Here is a 16953-nt window from a genome sequence, read left to right as displayed (position 1 = left end):
CTCCCCGCTGATACCCCGAGGGTATGACAGCCGGCCGAACAGGTCTTGGACGCCACCGCGCCACCCGGCGCACGATCGATACAACTCCCCGGCAGCACAAGGAAAGGCACCACCACCATGTCCCTCAAGGACCAGCACGTCGCCGTCCTCGGCGGCACCTCCGGCATCGGCCTCGCCACCGCCGCCCTCGCCGCCGAACGCGGCGCCCGCGTCACCGTCGTCTCCAGCCGACCCGACAGCGCCGAACGCGCCCTCGCCACCCTGCCCGCCGGCACCGCCGCCGAGACCGCCGACCTCACCGACAGCCACCAGGTCACCGACCTGTTCGACCGCCTCGGCCCGCTCGACCACCTCGTCTACACCGCCGGCGACCCGCTCGCCCTGCTCACCGTCGACACCATGGACCTCGACGCCGCCCGCCGGCTCTTCACCCTGCGCTACTTCGGCGCCCTCGACGCCGTCCGCGCCGCCACCCCGCGGCTGCGCCCCGGCGGCTCGATCACCCTCACCTCCGGCACCGCCGGCCTGCGCCCCGTCCCCGGCTGGAGCGTCCCCGCGAGCATCTGCGGCGCGGTCGAGGCGCTGGTCCGCGCGCTCGCCGTGGAACTCGCCCCGATCCGGGTCAACGCCGTCCGCGCCGGGATGGTCCGCACCCCGCTCTGGTCCGGCCTGCCCGAGGCCGACCGCGAACAGCTCTACGCGCAGACCGCCGCCGCCCTCCCGCTCGGGCGGATCGGCGACCCCGAGGACACCGCGGAGGCCTACGCGTACCTGATGGAACAGCGCTTCGCCACCGGCAGCGTGGTCACCGTCGACGGCGGCGGGCTGCTCGCGTAACCGCCCCTACAGGTAGAGGCCCGTCGACCCCTCGGTGTCGCCGAAGCGGCCCGCCGCCACCGCGTGCAGGTCGCGCTCGCGCAGCAGCACGTAGGTGGCGCCGCGGACCTCCACCTCCAGCTTGTCCTCCGGGTCGTACAGGACGCGGTCACCCGGCTCCACCGAGCGCACGCTCTGCCCCACCGCGACCGCCTCGGCCCAGGTACAGCGCTTGGACAGCTCCGCCGTCGCCGGGATCAGGATGCCGCCGGTGGAACGGCGCTCGCCCTCGCTGCCCTCGGTGCGCACCAGCACGCGGTCGTGCAGCATCCGGATCGGCAGCTTCTCGCCCAGCCGGTCGTGCCGGGCGGGCTCGTGGTCGGAGGAGGAGGAGCGGGTCGCTTCGTCGTTCGTACTCACGGTCCCGAAGGTACCGCTCCCGGGCGCGGAGCGTGACGCCAGCCCGGCAGTCGACGCCGCGACGCCGGGTACGCGCAAGGCCGGGCGCGGTGTGCGCCCGGCCTTCCGCGTACTCGTTCGGGCCCCCTCGGGCCACGCTCGGGCCCCGCTCAGGCCTCGCGGCGCTTGCGGCGGGAGGCCAGCAGCAGCACGATGCCGACGCCGACCGCCGCGACGGGAATGATCCGCTCCTTGCGCGGCTGCCCCTTCTCGTCCACGAAGTTCGCCCGGACCTGCTCCAGCAGGCCGCTCGCGGCCACGTACGCCTTGGCGGTCTTCTCCTCGACCACGGCCGACGCCTTCGCCTTCATCTGGGCGCTGATCGTGCTCGGGTGCACGCGCATGGCCAGCTCGTCCAGGGTCGACGCCAGCTGGGTGCGGGTCCGCTCGATGTCCGCCTCGATCTGGGCGGTCGTCCGCGCCGACTTGTCCTGCGTGCTCGCCTCGCCCACTCGGGCCACCCCATTCACTCGCCGTGGTCGTCCTGGTCGTCCAGCACGACCGACCCAGTCTCTCAGCTCCCGGACGGCGCCGCGCGGCCCCACCCACCAACGGAGGTAAGTTTGCCGTGGTACGACCGCCCGTCCCAGCCCCCAGGAGAGTACGACCGTGAGTGAGCGTCTCCAGCCCGGCGACACCGCACCCGCCTTCAGCCTGCCCGACGCCGACGGCAACCAGGTGTCGCTCGCCGACCACCTGGGCCGCAAGGTCATCGTCTACTTCTACCCGGCCGCGCTCACCCCCGGCTGCACCAAGCAGGCCTGCGACTTCACCGACAACCTGGACGTCCTCGCCGCCGCCGGCTACGACGTCATCGGCGTCTCCCCCGACAAGCCGGAGAAGCTCGGCAAGTTCCGCGACACCGAGGACCTCAAGGTCACCCTGGTCTCCGACCCGGAGAAGAAGGTGCTGGAGGCGTACGGCGCCTTCGGCGAGAAGAAGCTCTACGGCAAGACCGTCACCGGCGTCATCCGCTCGACCGTGATCGTGGACGAGCAGGGCAAGGTCGAGCACGCGCTCTACAACGTGAAGGCCACCGGGCACGTCGCCAAGCTGCTGCGCGACCTCAAGGTCGAGACCTCCTGAGCTCCTGACCAAGCAGCGGTGGCGGCACACCCCCCGACCGGGTGCGCCGCCACCGCCGTTCCTCACCCCGGCGGGCCGCCGTCAGGTCAGCAGGCCCCGAGGTCGCTCCAGACCCCCCACGCGCCACTGGCCGTGGGGTCGTCGCCCTTGGTCCACCACTTGTTCTGGTAGTAGTGGCCCTTCCAGGAGACCTTGGTGGGCGTCGCGTAGGTGGCACCCGCGTCCCAGCCCGGCGCACCCGCGCAGCCGGCCGGCGTGGTCGGCGGCGTCGTGGGAGGCGTGGTCGGGGGCGTCGTCGGCGGCGTCGTCGGCGGGGTCGTCGGGGTCGGCGTGCCGCCGTCCACCGCACCCCGGGTCAGGTCGCCCCTGATCCCGTACAGCGTGCCGCCCACGTTGACCGTCCAGTTCGACGGCGTCGACACCGGCAGGTAGTAGACGAAGTCCATGTCCACCGACGCGCCCGGCGCCAGCGACTGCCAGCCCGGCAGCTTGACCGACACCCGGTTGTACGTCCCCTTCAGACCGCCCGCGTTGCCCGGGCCCGGGTTGTCCTGCCGGATCACCTGCAGGCCGAAGCCCGACTGGTCCTTGGCGTTGCCCGGCGCCGAGTTGCTGTAGTCGAACTGGAACTCCGTGCCGCCCGGCAGGGTCAGCGTCGAGTTGTTGACGATGTGCAGCTTCGGGTTGATCGGGTAGTTCGAGTCGCCCAGCGCGAAGTTGGTGAACGACACGTCCACCGGCAGGGTCTGCGCCGGCAGCGGCACCGTCGAACGGACCGCGCCGTACGGGCTCGCCGCCTTGAACCGGTCGTACATCAGCGAGGTCAGCGTGTTGCCGGGCACGTACTCGCCCTTGCCGCCGTTGGCCGTCGCGTCCCACCGGTAGTCGCCCGCCAGCTCCCAGATCATCGCGCCGCCGGCGCCCTGGTTGACGATGTAGTCCGCCTTCGCGCCCACCGACTGCTCGTCCTCGGTGGACAGGAAGACCTTCTTGGCGTCGTTCCACAGCCACGGCGCCACCAGGGTGTCGCTGTAGTTGCGGGTGTAGGTGCCCTGCAGCGCGGTGTCCGTCACGCCGTACTTGGAGAGGTAGTCGGGCAGGATGCCCTTCTCCAGGTTCTTCGCGTGCCACATCGGGTTCGACCCGGCCGGGGACTCCTTGCCCGCGTCGTCCTTGTCGTTCCAGATGTTGTCGATGCCGACCGCGCCGTCGCCGCAGGCCGTCAGGCCCGAACCGGCCGGGCAGGTGGTCGCCGCGGCGGTGCCCCACAGGCCGTTCGTACCGCCCTGCACGTTCTTGAACCCGCGCGTGTAGTACGGCAGTCCGACGTTGATCCGGCCGCCCGGCAGCGCGCCGCGGAAGTAGTGGTACGCCCAGTCCGCGTTCAGGTAGCCGATGCCGCCGTACTGCCCGGTGCCGTACACGTTGGCCGCCGCCAGCTCGCCGTCCTTGCCGTCGTCGAACAGCGAGGCGTTCGGGCCGACGTACTTGTTCCAGGCGCCGTGCAGGTCGTACGACATGATGTTGACGTAGTCCAGGTACTGCGCCACCTGGAAGGTCTCCATGCCGCGCAGCAGGTACCCGGAGGACGGGGCCGCCACCGACAGCAGGTAGTGCCTGCCGTCCGCGGCACCGGCCTTGTCCAGGCTCTCCCGCAGCGTCTTCATCAGCGCCGCGTAGCCCTTGGCCAGCGAACCGCGCTTGGCGTTCGCCAGCTGCCAGTCCAGCGGGTTGCCGGCGTCCTTCATCGAGGTCGGGTACTCGTAGTCGATGTCGACGCCGTTGAAGCCGTACTTGCGGATGAAGTCCACGGACGAAGCGGCGAAGGTGTCGATGCCCGCCTGGTTGACGCTGCCGTCCGGGTTCACGGTCATCGAGTAGAAGCCGCCGGAGTTCACCCGGCTCCCGCCGTCGTCGAAGTACCCGCCGGTCTCGGTCCAACCACCCACCGAGATCAGGGTCTTGACGTTCGGGTACTGCTTCTTGAACTTCGTCAGCAGGTTGAAGTGGCCCTTGTACGGCAGCGTCGGGTCCAACTGCGCCGCCGGCACGCCCGGGAAGTCGATCCCGGTCGCCTCGTTCGTCGGACCGTCCGCGCCCACCGACAGCTTGTTGTCGCCGCCGACGTGCCCGAAGGCGTAGTTGAGGTGGGTCACCTTGTCCCAGGGGATGTCGCTGACCAGGTACGGCTGGTCGCCCTTCTTGCCGGTGCGCCAGCCGGTGAAGTACCCGATGATGCGGCGCTGGTGGTCCGCGCCCATCTTCTCGCGCCCGCCGGTGTCGTAGACCGAGCAGTACGGGACGTCGACGCCCGGGGTCCGGTACAGCCCGTCCGGCCGACACGCCGCGTTGTCGACGGCCGCCGACGCCTGCGACGGCGCCGCACCCAGCGTCGCCATCACCAGCCCGGCCACCGACGCCGCCGCCAACGACACCGCACCGACCCTTCGCCCAACGGCGGTGGGACGCCGCTGCGCAGTCCTTCGGATCAACACTCGGTCCTCCAGGAGAGAGTGTCCGCGCATGCCTGTGGGGCAACACGCACGTGGGGGATTTCAATTGGCGCCGAAGCTATGTGGTCTGAACCACAGAGGTCAATAGGTCTGTACCAATTGGTCATCAGCGCCTAAACATCCGGCAACCCGTAACCAAACCCACCGCCGATCGTTCGCACACCGGGGGACGGGCACACAACTGCCCGAAGGGGACGACCATGCCGGTCAAGTACACCCGCGAGCTGCTCGCCGAGCTCGCGGCCGAATCCAGCAGCGTCAACGAGATGATGCGCAAGCTCGGCGTGCCGATGGCGGGCGGCACGCACAGCTACCTGAGCAGGCGGCTCCGGCACTACGGCATCGACATCTCGCACTTCAACCACGCCAGGCCCGACTACGGGCGCCGCCGCTACTCGCGAGAGGCGTTGGCCGAGGCGGCCGCAAACAGCGACAGCATCAACGGGATCATGACCTACCTGGGCGTCACCCCGTACGACAGCCTCTACGCGTACCTGAAGAAGCGCCTGGCCGAATTCGACATCGACACCTCACACTTCAGGTTCAGGGGCGACGGCCGCAGCAGAGTCGAAGCCATTCCGCAGGGCCCCCTCACAGAGGCCGTCGCCGCATCCCGAAGCATCCGTGGCGTGATCCTCGCCCTGGGGATGACCGACTGCGGCAGCACGCGGACGCTGGTGCGGGAGGCCATCGACCTCCATCGGCTCGACACCGGCCACTTCACCGGGCGGGCTCACAACAAGGGCCTGAAGACCGGACCACGGCGCACGGCCGAGGAGTTGCTGGTGCGGCGCCCACCGGGAAGCCAGCGCGTTCCGGGCGAGCGACTTCGGACCATGCTCGTGCACATCGGGCATCCCGACGTCTGCGAGGAGTGCGGCACTCCCCCGACTTGGCGCGGGCGACCGATGACCCTGGAGGTCGACCACGTGAACGGCGACTGGCTCGACAACCGGCGCGAGAACCTCCGGCTGCTCTGCCCCAACTGTCACTCCATCACACCGACCTACTGTGGTCGGAACAAGAACCACACCGCAACCGGGGGCGACGCCGCCGCCTAGCCGCCCGCCGGACGAGAAAAGCGCCTCGGTCGATTCCATCTACCGGTAGGCTTGGTCTGGCGTGCGCCCGTACCCCAGCTGGCGAGAGGGCTGCGGTTTAGGTCCGCAGGGTCGTGGGTTCGAGTCCCACCGGGCGTACCGAGTGAAATGGCCCGCTTCCCTTCGAATCGAAGGGAAGCGGGCCGTCCTCGTTCCTGCGGGGTGTCAGCCCAGCAGCTCCTTGACCACCGGGGCCAGGGCCCTGAAGGCCTGGCCGCGGTGGCTGATGGCGTTCTTCTCGGCGGCGGTCAGCTCCGCGCAGGTGCGGGTTTCGCCGAGGGGCTGGAGGATCGGGTCGTAGCCGAAGCCGCCGTCGCCGGCGGGGGCCGTCCGCAGGGTGCCGAGGAGGCGGCCCTCGACGACGCGTTCGGTGCCGTCCGGCAGGGCGAGGGCGGCGGCGCAGAAGAAGTGGGCGCCGCGGTGCGGTTCGGCGATGTCGGAGAGCTGGGCGAGCAGCAGGTCGAGGTTGGCGCGGTCGTCGCCGTGCTTGCCGGCCCAGCGGGCGGAGAGGATGCCGGGCGCGCCGCCCAGGACGTCCACGCAGAGGCCGGAGTCGTCGGCGACGGCGGGCAGGCCGGTGGCGCGGGCGAGGGCGTGGGCCTTGAGGAGGGCGTTCTCGGCGAAGGTGACGCCGGTCTCGGGGACGTCCGGGATCTCGGGGTAGGCGTCGGCGCCGACGAGTTCGACGTCCAGGCCGGCCTCGCCGAGGATGGCGCGGAGTTCGGCGACCTTGTGCTGGTTACGGGTGGCGAGGATCAATCGGGTGGACATATCGCCCACCCTACCCATCACCGCCGCCGGGCCGTCAGCTGCCGCAGACGGAGGTGAGGTTGCCGGCGGCGTCGCCGAGGGGCTTGAGGTCGGGGGCCTCGCCGCGGTCGACGGCCTGCTGGACCTTGTCGGTCTGCTTGCGCAGGTCGGCGACGGCCTTGGCGACGTCGGTGTTCTTGGAGTTCCTGCCGACCTGGTCGAGGTCGGTCTTGAGCTTCTGGAGCGCCTTGCCGGCGGCGGCGGAGTCGTTGCTCGCGTTGTCGTAGGCCTTGGTGACGTCGGCGAGGTCGCCGGTGATCTTCACGGCGGTGTTGCCGCAGTCGAGGGCCTTCTGCGCGGCGGAGCAGCTCACGATGCTGAGCGGGAGGATCACGATCAGGCCGGCCACGGCGAGTGCGGCGGGGCGGGCGATGCTCGACGGCATCCGATCCATCCGGTCCTCCTGAGCGGGCGCGGGTTCCGTGGGAAGGACGCGCGCTCGGTGGTGCGCGGTTCCCGCAGCGGGAGTCGCTGCGGGAACCGTACGGCTCCGGGGCCCGGCGTGTACAGCGGCGGGGCGCGCGGGTGTCCGTTCAGGTCGACGGCCGCGCGGCGCGCGCCGGTTCAGCGAGCACGCCGCACGGGGGCGCGGGTCAGCCTTCGAGGGCCTTGCGCTGGATCTGGTCGAGCTCGGCGCAGCCGAGGCTGCCGAGGTCGAGCAGCTGGTCGAGCAGGGCGCGGTCGAAGGGGGCGCCTTCGGCGGTGCCCTGGACCTCGACGAAGCGGCCGTCCGAGGTGCAGACGATGTTCATGTCGGTCTCGGCGCGGACGTCCTCCTCGTACTGGAGGTCGAGCATGGGGACGCCGTCGATGATGCCGACGCTGACGGCGCTGACGCCGCCGGTGATGGGCTGGCCCTTGGCGCGCAGGAGCTTGCGCTCGCGGGCCCAGGAGACGGCGTCGACGAGGGCGACGTAGGCGCCGGTGATGGCGGCGGTGCGGGTGCCGCCGTCGGCCTGGAGGACGTCGCAGTCGAGGACGATGGTGTTCTCGGCGAGGGCGCGGTGGTCGACGACGGCGCGCAGCGAGCGGCCGATGAGGCGGCTGATCTCGTGGGTGCGTCCGCCGATGCGGCCCTTGACGGATTCGCGGTCGCCGCGGGTGTTGGTGGCGCGCGGGAGCATGGAGTACTCGGCGGTGACCCAGCCTTCGCCGCTGCCCTTGCGCCAGCGGGGGACGCCTTCGGTGACGCTGGCGGTGCACAGCACCTTGGTGTCGCCGTAGGAGATGAGGACGGAGCCTTCGGCGTGCTTGCTCCAGCCCCGTTCGATGGTGATGGGGCGGAGCTGGTCGGGGGTGCGGCCGTCGATGCGTGACATAGCCACTGAGCGTAGCCGCTCCGGGTGTTGACTCCGACTGTCGGCTGCGGATGCGCCTCGGCCCGCCGTGCCCGGGTGCGGGTCGGCGGGCCGGGTGGGGTGAGCCCGGGCGGCTCACGGGTGAGCCGGGTGGCTCAGCTCACATCATGTCCTCGATGTCGGCGGCGATCGGGTCGGCGTCGGTGCCGATGACGACCTGGATCGCGGTGCCCATCTTGACGACGCCGTGGGCGCCGGCGGCCTTGAGGGCGGCCTCGTCGACCAGGCTGGCGTCCTTGACCTCGGTGCGCAGGCGGGTGATGCAGCCCTCGACCTCTTCGATGTTGTCGATGCCGCCCAGACCGGCGACGATCTTCTCAGCCTTGCTGGCCATGTGGTTCTCTCCCTCTGTTTCCGGCCGGCCGGCGGCTCTGCCGGTGACCGTCCTGCGCTGTGCTGGGGTGTGCTGGGGTGTGCCCTCGGCCGGGTGGGCGGCGAGGGGTCGGCCGGTGCTGACGCGGGTTCAGCGGCGGTCGTGCTGCCGGGCAGCGCGACCAGCATCGCCCGCGCCGGTCCGGTCTGCCACGTTAGTCCACTTTCGGCGCATTCCGGCGGGCATGCTCCCGACCGCCGCCCGAGGATGGCGGAGCGGGGCTCGCGTCCCGGAGTGCGGCCTGCGTCCCAGAGTGGTCTACACCAATATATGTGTACTCCGATGAACGCAGGAAGGGCCCCGGGTGTTCCCGAGCTCCGCCCGGGGTCCCGCGGGGGCCGCGGCCGGCAGCTGCTCCCGGAGGGCGAAGGATGAGTTCGGCAGGCGCCACAGCCCCGCAGACCACGTGGTGGCACGGGTTCTACGGCGGGCTCCAGAAGATGGGCCGCTCGCTCCAGCTGCCGGTGGCGGTCCTGCCGGCGGCCGGCATCCTGAACCGGCTCGGCCAGCCGGACGTCTTCGGCAAGGACGGGCTGGGCTGGGACAACGTCGCCAAGGTCTTCGCCTCGGCGGGCGGCGCGCTGCTCGACTCCACGCTCGGCCTGCCGATGCTGTTCTGCATCGGGGTGGCGATCGGCATGGCCAAGAAGGCGGACGGCTCGACGGCGCTGGCCGCCGTGGTCGGCTTCCTCGTCTACTACAAGGTCCTGCACGCCTTCCCCGAGCACTGCAAGGCGCCGACGGTGCTGGTCAGCGACCAGTGCGTGGACTACTCCTCGGCGAAGTCGGCCAACGCGACGTACCAGAACCCGGGGGTGCTGGGCGGCATCCTGATCGGCCTGATGTCGGCCTGGCTGTGGGTCCGCTTCCACCGCACCAAGCTGGTGGACTGGCTGGGCTTCTTCAACGGCCGCCGCCTGGTGCCGATGATCACCGCCCTGGTCGGCATGCTGACCGCCGTCCTCGCGCTGTGGGTGTGGCCGCCGATCGGCCGCGGCCTGAACGACTTCTCGCAGAACCTCGCCGACCTGGGCGCGGGCGGCGCGGGCATCTTCGGCCTGTTCAACCGCGCGCTGCTGCTGATCGGCATGCACCAGCTGCTGAACACGTTCGTCTGGTTCCAGTTCGGCGAGTTCACCAAGGCGGACGGCACGATCGTGCACGGCGACATCCCGCGCTTCCTGGCGCACGACCCGACCGCCGGCCAGTTCCAGTCCGGCTTCTTCCCGATCATGATGTTCGCGCTGCCGGCCGCGGCGCTGGCGATCGCGCACGCGGCCAAGCCGCACCGGCGCAAGGAGATCTACGGCCTGATGCTCTCGGTCGGCCTGACGTCCTTCGTCACGGGCGTCACCGAGCCGATCGAGTACTCCTTCGCGTACATCGCCCCGGCCCTGTACGGCGTGCACGCGCTGCTGACCGGCGCGTCGATGGCGGTGACCTGGGGGCTGGGGGTGCACGACGGCTTCAGCTTCTCGGCCGGCCTGATCGACTACGTGATCAACTGGAGCCTGGCGACGAAGCCGTGGCTGATCATCATCATCGGGCTCTGCTTCGCGGCCGTCTACTACACGCTCTTCCGGTTCATCATCGTCAAATTCGACCTGAAAACCCCTGGGCGCGAGGACGAGAGCGAGGTCGAGGACGTCACCAAGGCCTGAGCGCCTCCGACCCCCGCCCGACCCCGCCCGATCCCCGCCCCGGGCCCCGCCCGGGCAGTCCCCGCAAGGCCCCTGGACCCGCCGGTCCCGGGGCTTTCGGCCTTTTCCGAAGGGGACCGAATACCCGGGGCGATATTCGGCGCAAGGATAATTCGGTCACATCCCGGATGCGCCGCGATCCGGATCCGCCAATACGGGGAAACGTTCCGACCGCTATTCCCGCCACTTCCCCGGCGCCGCCCGATCCGCCCGCGACGCCCTCCCCGCCCGCCTCCGGCGCTGCTCCGGCCCGAGCAGGGGACCGGCCCGGCCGGCGCGCGGGGCCCGGATCTTTTGTTGCGCAAATAGCCAAAATCCCAATCCCGTAGGCTAATCAAGATCGTCGTTCCGCGCGTAGGTTTCGATTTCATAGCGCTTCCCCGGGACCGCGCTTTCGAGGGTTCCGCACCTTCTCCACCCGTGCTACAAAACTGGTCTACACCACACGTGGTGTAGACCAGTTCGCGGTTCGGCCCCCGTGCCCGTCCCCCCGACCGACCCGCCATGCCGTTAGGAACCCACCCCCATGAGTCAGTCTGCGCAGGCACCGGCGCCCGCCACGGCTCCGGCCACGCCAAGCCCCGCCAAGAAGTTCGGCCAGAGCCTCCTCCAGGGCCTGCAGAAGATCGGCCGCAGCCTCCAGCTGCCGGTCGCGGTCCTCCCGGCCGCCGGCATCCTGCTCCGGCTCGGCCAGCCCGACGTCTTCGGCGCGGACGGACTCGGCTGGGGGAAGGTCGCCCAGGTCTTCGCCACCGCCGGTGACGCCGTCTTCGGCAACCTGGCGCTGCTGTTCTGCGTCGGTGTCGCCATCGGCTTCGCCAAGAAGTCGGACGGCTCGACCGCGCTCGCCGCGCTGGTCGGGTACCTCGTCTTCCACAAGGTGCTCACCGTCTTCCCGGTCGACGGCTCCGTCACCGCGGCGCTGCCGGCGGGCAAGCCGCAGGACCCGGGTGTCTTCGGCGGCATCGTGGTCGGCCTGCTGAGCGCCGTGATCTGGCAGAAGTACCACCGCACCAAGCTCGTCGACTGGCTCGGCTTCTTCAACGGCCGCCGCCTCGTGCCGATCATCATGGCCTTCGTCGGCACCCTGCTCGGCGTCGTCATGGGCCTCGTCTGGGGCCCGATCGGCACCGGCCTGACCCACGCCAGCGACTGGCTCACCGGCCTCGGCACCGCCGGTGCGGGCATCTACGGCGTCGCCAACCGCGGACTGATCCCGGTCGGCATGCACCAGTTCCTGAACACCTTCTTCCAGCAGCAGGTCGGCAGCTACACCGATGCCACCGGCCACGTCTGGACCGGCGACATCCCGCGCTTCTTCCACGGCGACCCGACCGCGGGCCAGTTCATGTCCGGCTTCTTCCCGATCATGATGTTCGGCCTGCCCGCCGCCGCCCTGGCGATCGCCCACACCGCGCGTCCCGACCGCCGCAAGGCCGTGATCGGCATGATGGTCTCCGTCGCGCTGACCAGCTTCGTCACCGGTGTCACCGAGCCGGTCGAGTTCTCGTTCATGTTCATCGCCCCGGTCCTCTACCTGATCCACGCGCTGCTCACCGGCCTCTCGATGGCCGTGACCTGGGGCCTGGGCGTGCACGACGGCTTCGGCTTCTCGGCCGGCCTGATCGACTACCTGCTCAACTGGAACCTGGCCACCAAGCCCTGGATGATCATCCCGATCGGCCTGGTCTTCGCCGCGCTGTACTACTTCCTCTTCCGCTTCGCGATCATCAAGTTCAACATCAAGACCCCCGGTCGCGAGGACGACGACGAGATCGAGGACGTCACCAAGGCCTGACGCCCCGTCCCGCCCGCTCCGCAGGCCCCGCCCACCGCCACTCCCCCGGCGGCCGGGCGGGGCCTTCGGCGTTCCCGGGGCCCCGTCCCGGGCCGTGGAAGCCGGTTGACGAACCGGCGCGGGCCCTGGTCAACTGAACGCGTGTACCCCTCGTGCCCGCTGGTGACCCGCAGCCACATCGACTTCGGTCGCGTGTGGTCCGCGGCGTGTCGCGGCTGAGCCGACCCCTTCCGCCGCCGCCCGGCCGAGGCTGAGTCCCGCCCGGCGCCGGCCGTCCTCCTCCCCCTCCGCCCGCCGCGGGCTCCCCGCCCGCCCCCGGGCCGTCACCACGCACCCGCGCCCCGCCGCGCTCCCGTCCCCGGATCCGCGTACCCGCGTCCGTACGGCAGCCGGCGGCCGCGCGCCCGCGCACGAGGAAAGCCAGGCACACCATGACCCGTCCGTTGCACCTCTCCGCCGCCCTCGACAGCCCCGGCCGCCTCGACGCCGGGCACTACGCCGCGCTCGCCCGGATCGCCGAGCGGGCCACCCTGGACTTCGTCACCCTCGACGACTCCTTCGCCGCCGCACCGCAGCGCCCCGACGCGCTCGCCACCCTGGCCCGGATCGCCCCGCTCACCGAGCGGATCGGTCTGGTGCCGACCGTCACCACCACCCACACCGAGCCGTTCCACACCTCGATCGCGCTCAACACCCTGGACTGGGTGAGCGAGGGCCGGGCCGGCTGGCTGGTCGGCGTCTCCACCACCGAGGCCGAGGCCAGGGCCTTCGGCCGCCGACCGGTCGCGCCCGCCGACGAGCTGTGGGCCGAGGCCGCCGACGCCGCCGAGGTCGCCGCCCGGCTCTGGGACAGCTGGGAGGACGACGCCGAGATCCGCGACACCGCCACCGGCCGGTTCGTCGACCGCGACAAGCTGCACTACGTCGACTTCGAGGGCCGGTACTTCTCGGTCCGCGGCCCGTCCATCACCCCCCGCCCGCCGCAGGGCCGCCCGGTGGTCGCCGTGCCGGTGGCCGCCGCCGACCTCGCCCCGGACGCCTCCGCCGCCGGCCGCGCCCGGGTCGCCACCGCGATCCGCCACGCCGACGTCGTCCTGCTCGACGCCCCCGACCGGGCCGCCCGGCTCACCGCCGCCACCGAGCTGCGGCTGCGCTCCGGCGAACACCTGCGCATCCTCGCCCGGCTCGACGCCGCCCTGCCCGACCGGGCCGCCGAGGAGCGCCTGCTCGCCGAACTGACCGCCGCCGGCACCGGCGTGGACGGCTTCCACCTCGTCCCCGCCGAGCCCGAACGCGACCTCGCCGCCCTCGCCGAACGGACCGCCCCGGCCCTGCGCGCCGCCGGGCTGCTGCGCGCCGACTACCCCGGCCGCACCCTGCGCGAGCACCTGGGCCTGGTCCGCCCGGCCAGCCGCTACGCCGCCGCGCCCGCGGCCGGCGCCACCGACTCCCGCTCCCTCGCCGAGGTGACCCGATGACGGACCGTCCGCTCAAGCAGATCCACCTCGCCGCGCACTTCCCGGGCGTCAACAACACCACGGTGTGGAGCGACCCGGCCTCCGGCAGCCACATCGCCTTCGACTCCTTCCGCCACCTCGCGCGGACCGCCGAACGCGGCAAGTTCGACTTCTTCTTCCTCGCCGAGGGCCTGCGGCTGCGCGAGACCAAGGGCCGCATCCACGACCTGGACGTGGTCGGCCGCCCCGAGTCGATCACCGTGCTGAACGCGCTGGCCGCCGTCACCGAACGGCTCGGCCTCGCGGCCACCGTGAGCGCCACCTTCAACGAGCCGTACGAACTGGCCCGCCGCTTCGCCACCCTGGACCACCTCTCCGGCGGCCGCGCGGCCTGGAACGTGGTCACCACCTCGGACGCCTTCACCGGCGAGAACTTCCGCCGCGGCGGCTACCTCGACCACGCCGACCGCTACACCCAGGCCGCCGAATTCCTCGGCCTGGCAAGGGAGTTCTGGGACGCCGGGGAGGCCGGCGTGCGGCACGCCGGCCCGCAGTTCGAGGTCGAGGGCCGGCTCTCGCTGGCCCGCCCGCCGCAGGGCCACCCGGTGGTCATCCAGGCCGGGGACTCCGACGAGGGCCGGGAGTTCGCCGCCGCCCACGCCGACGTCATCTTCACCCGGCACTCCACCCTCGCCGCCGGCCAGGCCTTCCACGCGGACGTCAAGCGCCGCCTCGCCGCCTACGGGCGCGAGCCGGACGCGCTGAAGATCATGCCCGGGGCGACCTTCGTCCTTGCCGACACCGACGCCGAGGCGGTCGAACTCGCCGCCGAGGTCCGCCGGGCCCAGGTGAGCCCGCAGACCGCGATCGACTTCCTGGAGCAGGTCTGGGGCGTCGACCTCTCCGACCACGACCCGGACGGGCCGCTGCCGGCCGTCGACCCCGTCCCGGCGAGCACCCTGGTCCAGGGCCGGGTCCGGCACGGCGACCCGCTCGCCACGGCCGCCCGCTGGCGCGAGGTCGCGGCCGAGAAGGGGCTCAGCAGCCGGGAGTTGGTGATCGAGGTGACCGGCCGGCAGTCCTTCGTCGGCGCCCCCGCCACCGTCGCCCGGCAGATCGACGAGTTCGTGCAGCACGACGCGGCGGACGGCTTCATCCTCGTCCCGCACCTCACCCCGGGCGGCCTGGACGACTTCGTCGACCGGGTGGTGCCGCTGCTCCAGGAGCGCGGGGTGTTCCGCACCGAGTACACCGGTTCGACCCTGCGCGACCACCTCGGCCTGCCGGTGCCGGGGCGCCGGAAGCCGGCGCCCGACACCGTCGACTGACGAGCCGTCAGCGCGTAGCGCGACGCCGCCGGACCAGGACCAGCCCCGCGCCGCCGGCGCCGAGCAGCAGGGCGGCGACGCCCGCCGAGCCCGCCCAGTGGAGGTCGGTGCCGGTGGCCGCGAGCTCGCCCTCCGCCGGCTTCGCCGGGTTCGCCGCCCACGGGGTCACGCCGCCGTCCGCCGCGATCACGGGCTTGTCGTCCGTGATCGCGGCGGCCTGCGGGGTGACATCGGCGGCCGGCCGGGCACCGGCGGCGGCCGGGGCGCCCGTCCGGTCCGGCGCGGTCGACGGTGCCGGCGCCGCGGGGGCGACGACCTGGACCTCGGCACCGGCCGAACACATGGTGGTGCCCTGGAACGGGTGGCCCTCGCCCTCGTTGACGAAGACGCAGGGGTTCAGCGCGGTCCCGCCGAGCGGCATGCCGGCCGGGTAGCTGACCCGGACCTTCGCGACCTGGTCACTGCCGGGCTCGGCGGAGGAGTCGGGGCCGTTCACGGAGAAGCCCGCCGGGTCGTCCGGGATGGTGACGACGGGCTCCAGCGACACCCAGTTGCCGTCCGCGGCACGGGCCTCGACCCTGGCGCGCCGGTCGGCGAACAGCACGTTGCCGAGGTTGGTGTGGGCGGACGGCGTCGGGTTGGTGAGGTGCACCTCGAACTCGATCGGTGCACCGCCGGCCACGGCCGTGCCCGGCACCCCGACGACCGAGTTGGCGATCGAGCCGACGACGATCCGGTGGGTGTCGGTCGGCGAGTCCGGCGCCCCCTTGACGGTGCTGCGCAGGACGAGGGCGGGGCCGACGCCGCCGTTGGAGGCCCCGTTGTGCGGCTCGCCCATGGGCGCGCCGATCCGCAGCCGGCCCCGCCGGATCGGCGGGCCGGGTCGAGCGGCTCCCCGCCGCTCACTTACATGGACGTGCGGGGGCCCGGGGGGTTGCAGGTGGATCCGAGAATTCTTCCGGCCGCGCGAAAGGCCGGGTCAGAGCTCGTAGACCGCGCCGGGGCGGGCCAGTTCGACCGGCCCGGGGTAGGCGGCCGCCGCGTCGCGGAGGTTGCGCTCGGCGTCCGTCCACGGCGGGATGTGGGTGAGGACGAGCCGGCGGGCGCCGGCGGCGGTGGCGTGCTCGCCGGCCTCCCGGCCGTTGAGGTGGACGGCCCGGTAGGTGTCGCGGCCGTCGAGGTAGGCGGCCTCGCACAGGAACAGGTCGGTGTCGCGGGCGAGTTCGACGAGTGCCGCGCTCTCCCCGGTGTCGCCGGAGTAGACCAGCGAGCGCCCGCCGTGCTCGATCCGGAAGGCGAAGGCGTCGACGGGGTGGTTCACCTGGGCGACGGCGATCCGGAACGGGCCGAGGTCGAAGGTGCCGGGGGTGATGGTGCGGAACTCGAAGACCTCCTTCATCCCCGGGTTCTCCGGCATGTCGTAGGCGCGGGCGAGGCGCTCGGCGGTGCCGGTCGGGCCGTAGACGGGCAGCAGGTCGGGGCAGCCCTCGGCGCGGTAGTTGCGGGCGACCCAGTAGGCGCACAGGTCGACGCAGTGGTCGGCGTGCAGGTGGCTGAGCAGCACGGCGTCGACGTCGTACAGGCCGGTGTGCTGCTGCAGCGCGCCGAGGGCGCCGTTGCCGAGGTCGAGCACGATGCGGTAGCCGTCCGCCTCGACCAGGTAGCTGGAGCAGGCCGAGTCGGCGGACGGGAAGCTCCCCGAGCACCCCACCACGGTCAGTTTCATCCGAGCCCCTCCGCCCCGACACGTCCTGGCTGCTGCTGGAAAACGGCATGGAAACAGCAGGCCGGGCCGGTGAACCGGCCGGTAGCACTGCGTTGGTGTGTCGAGGGTAAGGGCGGCGGGGCACTTTGCCCCCGTCCCCGTGCCGGGCTGTGGCTGGAATCACCAGAAGGGCGGGGACGGCCGCGGGCGGCGGGTCAGCGGTGCCGGGGGCGGTTGCGGGCCCAGGCGCGGACGGTGTCCGGGTACCAGCGGGGGTGGCCGTTGGCGTCGATGACGTCGGGGTCGGGCAGCAGGCCGTGCCGCCGGTAGCTGCGGACGGTCTCCGGCTGGACGTTGATGTGGCGGGCGATCTCCGCGTACGACCACAGTTCGGCTGTCACGGGGCACCTCCGGGGCGGCGGGCGGTCGTGAGGCAGCTTTTCCGGACAC

General features: G+C 72.0%; 16 protein-coding genes, 1 tRNA gene and 1 pseudogene. 8 read left to right on the top strand and 10 right to left on the bottom strand.

The window, feature by feature from the left end; translation table 11 throughout:
• Positions 1-117: 117 nt before the first annotated feature.
• Positions 118-837, top strand: a complete 720-nt coding sequence (locus AB2U05_RS21130; protein ID WP_369183946.1) for an SDR family oxidoreductase — start codon at positions 118-120, stop codon at positions 835-837.
• Positions 838-843: 6 nt separating this feature from the next.
• Here AB2U05_RS21130 and AB2U05_RS21125 read toward each other — a convergent pair whose 3' ends face one another.
• Both AB2U05_RS21125 and AB2U05_RS21120 read right to left on the bottom strand, forming a co-directional pair.
• Positions 844-1146, bottom strand: coding sequence for a co-chaperone GroES (locus tag AB2U05_RS21125; protein ID WP_244179055.1), 303 nt, complete (start codon positions 1144-1146; stop codon positions 844-846).
• 239 nt (positions 1147-1385) lie between these two features.
• Positions 1386-1727, bottom strand: a complete 342-nt coding sequence (locus tag AB2U05_RS21120; protein WP_045704322.1) for a DUF3618 domain-containing protein — start codon at positions 1725-1727, stop codon at positions 1386-1388.
• 157 nt (positions 1728-1884) lie between these two features.
• On the opposite strand from AB2U05_RS21120, the gene bcp reads away from it, so the two are divergent.
• Complete coding sequence (gene bcp, locus AB2U05_RS21115; protein WP_369183945.1) at positions 1885-2361, top strand: thioredoxin-dependent thiol peroxidase; 477 nt, start codon at positions 1885-1887, stop codon at positions 2359-2361.
• Between the two features lie 86 nt (positions 2362-2447).
• On the opposite strand, the gene AB2U05_RS21110 is transcribed toward bcp, so the two are convergent.
• The gene (locus AB2U05_RS21110; protein ID WP_369185975.1) at positions 2448-4760 is read right to left on the bottom strand and encodes a glycosyl hydrolase family 18 protein; all 2313 of its coding nucleotides are present in this window, start codon (positions 4758-4760) and stop codon (positions 2448-2450) included.
• Between the two features lie 314 nt (positions 4761-5074).
• Between AB2U05_RS21110 and AB2U05_RS21105 the strand changes: the two genes are divergently transcribed.
• Both AB2U05_RS21105 and AB2U05_RS21100 read left to right on the top strand, forming a co-directional pair.
• A complete protein-coding gene (locus AB2U05_RS21105; protein ID WP_369183944.1) occupies positions 5075-5935 on the top strand; it encodes an HNH endonuclease in 861 nt (286 codons plus the stop codon).
• 63 nt (positions 5936-5998) lie between these two features.
• A tRNA-Leu gene (locus AB2U05_RS21100) sits at positions 5999-6073 on the top strand.
• Positions 6074-6139: 66 nt separating this feature from the next.
• Here AB2U05_RS21100 and rdgB read toward each other — a convergent pair.
• From rdgB to AB2U05_RS21080, 4 genes and pseudogenes are all read right to left on the bottom strand, one after another.
• Entirely contained in the window at positions 6140-6745 is a 606-nt protein-coding gene (gene rdgB / locus AB2U05_RS21095) for an RdgB/HAM1 family non-canonical purine NTP pyrophosphatase (protein WP_045704313.1), read from the bottom strand.
• Positions 6746-6779: 34 nt separating this feature from the next.
• On the bottom strand, positions 6780-7178 hold the full coding sequence (locus AB2U05_RS21090) for a hypothetical protein (protein WP_052706327.1): 399 nt from the start codon (positions 7176-7178) through the stop codon (positions 6780-6782).
• 199 nt (positions 7179-7377) lie between these two features.
• Entirely contained in the window at positions 7378-8103 is a 726-nt protein-coding gene (rph, locus tag AB2U05_RS21085; protein ID WP_045704311.1) for a ribonuclease PH, read from the bottom strand.
• A gap of 139 nt (positions 8104-8242) precedes the next feature.
• Positions 8243-8485 (bottom strand): annotated as a pseudogene (locus AB2U05_RS21080) (glucose PTS transporter subunit EIIB); the annotation flags it as partial.
• A 401-nt stretch (positions 8486-8886) separates the two neighbouring features.
• Between AB2U05_RS21080 and AB2U05_RS21075 the strand changes: the two are divergent.
• The 4 genes from AB2U05_RS21075 to AB2U05_RS21060 all read left to right on the top strand — a co-directional run bounded on the left by AB2U05_RS21075 (position 8887) and on the right by AB2U05_RS21060 (position 14798).
• A complete protein-coding gene (locus AB2U05_RS21075; RefSeq protein WP_045704309.1) occupies positions 8887-10176 on the top strand; it encodes a PTS transporter subunit EIIC in 1290 nt (429 codons plus the stop codon).
• 565 nt (positions 10177-10741) lie between these two features.
• The gene (locus AB2U05_RS21070; protein ID WP_045704307.1) at positions 10742-12013 is read left to right on the top strand and encodes a PTS transporter subunit EIIC; all 1272 of its coding nucleotides are present in this window, start codon (positions 10742-10744) and stop codon (positions 12011-12013) included.
• Positions 12014-12444: 431 nt separating this feature from the next.
• Positions 12445-13491 (top strand): LLM class flavin-dependent oxidoreductase, encoded by a 1047-nt coding sequence (locus AB2U05_RS21065; RefSeq protein WP_369183943.1) that lies wholly within the window; start codon positions 12445-12447, stop codon positions 13489-13491.
• Entirely contained in the window at positions 13488-14798 is a 1311-nt protein-coding gene (locus tag AB2U05_RS21060) for an LLM class flavin-dependent oxidoreductase (RefSeq protein WP_369183942.1), read from the top strand. Before AB2U05_RS21065 ends, AB2U05_RS21060 begins: the two co-directional genes overlap by 4 nt.
• 7 nt (positions 14799-14805) lie before the next feature.
• Here the strand turns inward: AB2U05_RS21060 and AB2U05_RS21055 are convergent, their stop codons facing one another.
• From AB2U05_RS21055 to AB2U05_RS21045, 3 genes are all read right to left on the bottom strand, one after another.
• A complete protein-coding gene (locus AB2U05_RS21055) occupies positions 14806-15636 on the bottom strand; it encodes an LPXTG cell wall anchor domain-containing protein (RefSeq protein WP_369183941.1) in 831 nt (276 codons plus the stop codon).
• Between the two features lie 141 nt (positions 15637-15777).
• Positions 15778-16524 (bottom strand): MBL fold metallo-hydrolase, encoded by a 747-nt coding sequence (locus tag AB2U05_RS21050; protein ID WP_045704301.1) that lies wholly within the window; start codon positions 16522-16524, stop codon positions 15778-15780.
• A gap of 194 nt (positions 16525-16718) precedes the next feature.
• Entirely contained in the window at positions 16719-16904 is a 186-nt protein-coding gene (locus AB2U05_RS21045) for a MerR family transcriptional regulator (RefSeq protein ID WP_045704299.1), read from the bottom strand.
• Between the last annotated feature and the right edge of the window lie 49 nt (positions 16905-16953).

Origin of the sequence: Streptomyces sp. Y1, assembly GCF_041053115.1 — a bacterium.
In the GTDB taxonomy this organism is placed as follows: Bacteria; Actinomycetota; Actinomycetes; order Streptomycetales; family Streptomycetaceae; genus Kitasatospora; species Kitasatospora rubellomurina.
The sequence above is the reverse complement of the archived record's forward strand: the minus strand, read 5'-3'. Positions and strand labels throughout refer to the sequence as shown.

What these genes read in the sequence shown, in the direction of transcription:
- AB2U05_RS21130 (WP_369183946.1), top strand. Translation starts at nt 118, where the DNA reads ATGTCCCTCAAGGACCAGCACGTCGCCGTCCTCGGCGGCACCTCCGGC.
- AB2U05_RS21125 (WP_244179055.1), bottom strand. Translation starts at nt 1,146, where the DNA reads ATGCTGCACGACCGCGTGCTGGTGCGCACCGAGGGCAGCGAGGGCGAG.
- AB2U05_RS21110 (WP_369185975.1), bottom strand. Translation starts at nt 4,760, where the DNA reads ATGGCGACGCTGGGTGCGGCGCCGTCGCAGGCGTCGGCGGCCGTCGAC.
- AB2U05_RS21105 (WP_369183944.1), top strand. Translation starts at nt 5,075, where the DNA reads ATGCCGGTCAAGTACACCCGCGAGCTGCTCGCCGAGCTCGCGGCCGAA.
- rdgB (WP_045704313.1), bottom strand. Translation starts at nt 6,745, where the DNA reads ATGTCCACCCGATTGATCCTCGCCACCCGTAACCAGCACAAGGTCGCC.
- AB2U05_RS21090 (WP_052706327.1), bottom strand. Translation starts at nt 7,178, where the DNA reads ATGGATCGGATGCCGTCGAGCATCGCCCGCCCCGCCGCACTCGCCGTG.
- rph (WP_045704311.1), bottom strand. Translation starts at nt 8,103, where the DNA reads ATGTCACGCATCGACGGCCGCACCCCCGACCAGCTCCGCCCCATCACC.
- AB2U05_RS21075 (WP_045704309.1), top strand. Translation starts at nt 8,887, where the DNA reads ATGAGTTCGGCAGGCGCCACAGCCCCGCAGACCACGTGGTGGCACGGG.
- AB2U05_RS21070 (WP_045704307.1), top strand. Translation starts at nt 10,742, where the DNA reads ATGAGTCAGTCTGCGCAGGCACCGGCGCCCGCCACGGCTCCGGCCACG.
- AB2U05_RS21065 (WP_369183943.1), top strand. Translation starts at nt 12,445, where the DNA reads ATGACCCGTCCGTTGCACCTCTCCGCCGCCCTCGACAGCCCCGGCCGC.
- AB2U05_RS21060 (WP_369183942.1), top strand. Translation starts at nt 13,488, where the DNA reads ATGACGGACCGTCCGCTCAAGCAGATCCACCTCGCCGCGCACTTCCCG.
- AB2U05_RS21055 (WP_369183941.1), bottom strand. Translation starts at nt 15,636, where the DNA reads ATGGGCGAGCCGCACAACGGGGCCTCCAACGGCGGCGTCGGCCCCGCC.
- AB2U05_RS21050 (WP_045704301.1), bottom strand. Translation starts at nt 16,524, where the DNA reads ATGAAACTGACCGTGGTGGGGTGCTCGGGGAGCTTCCCGTCCGCCGAC.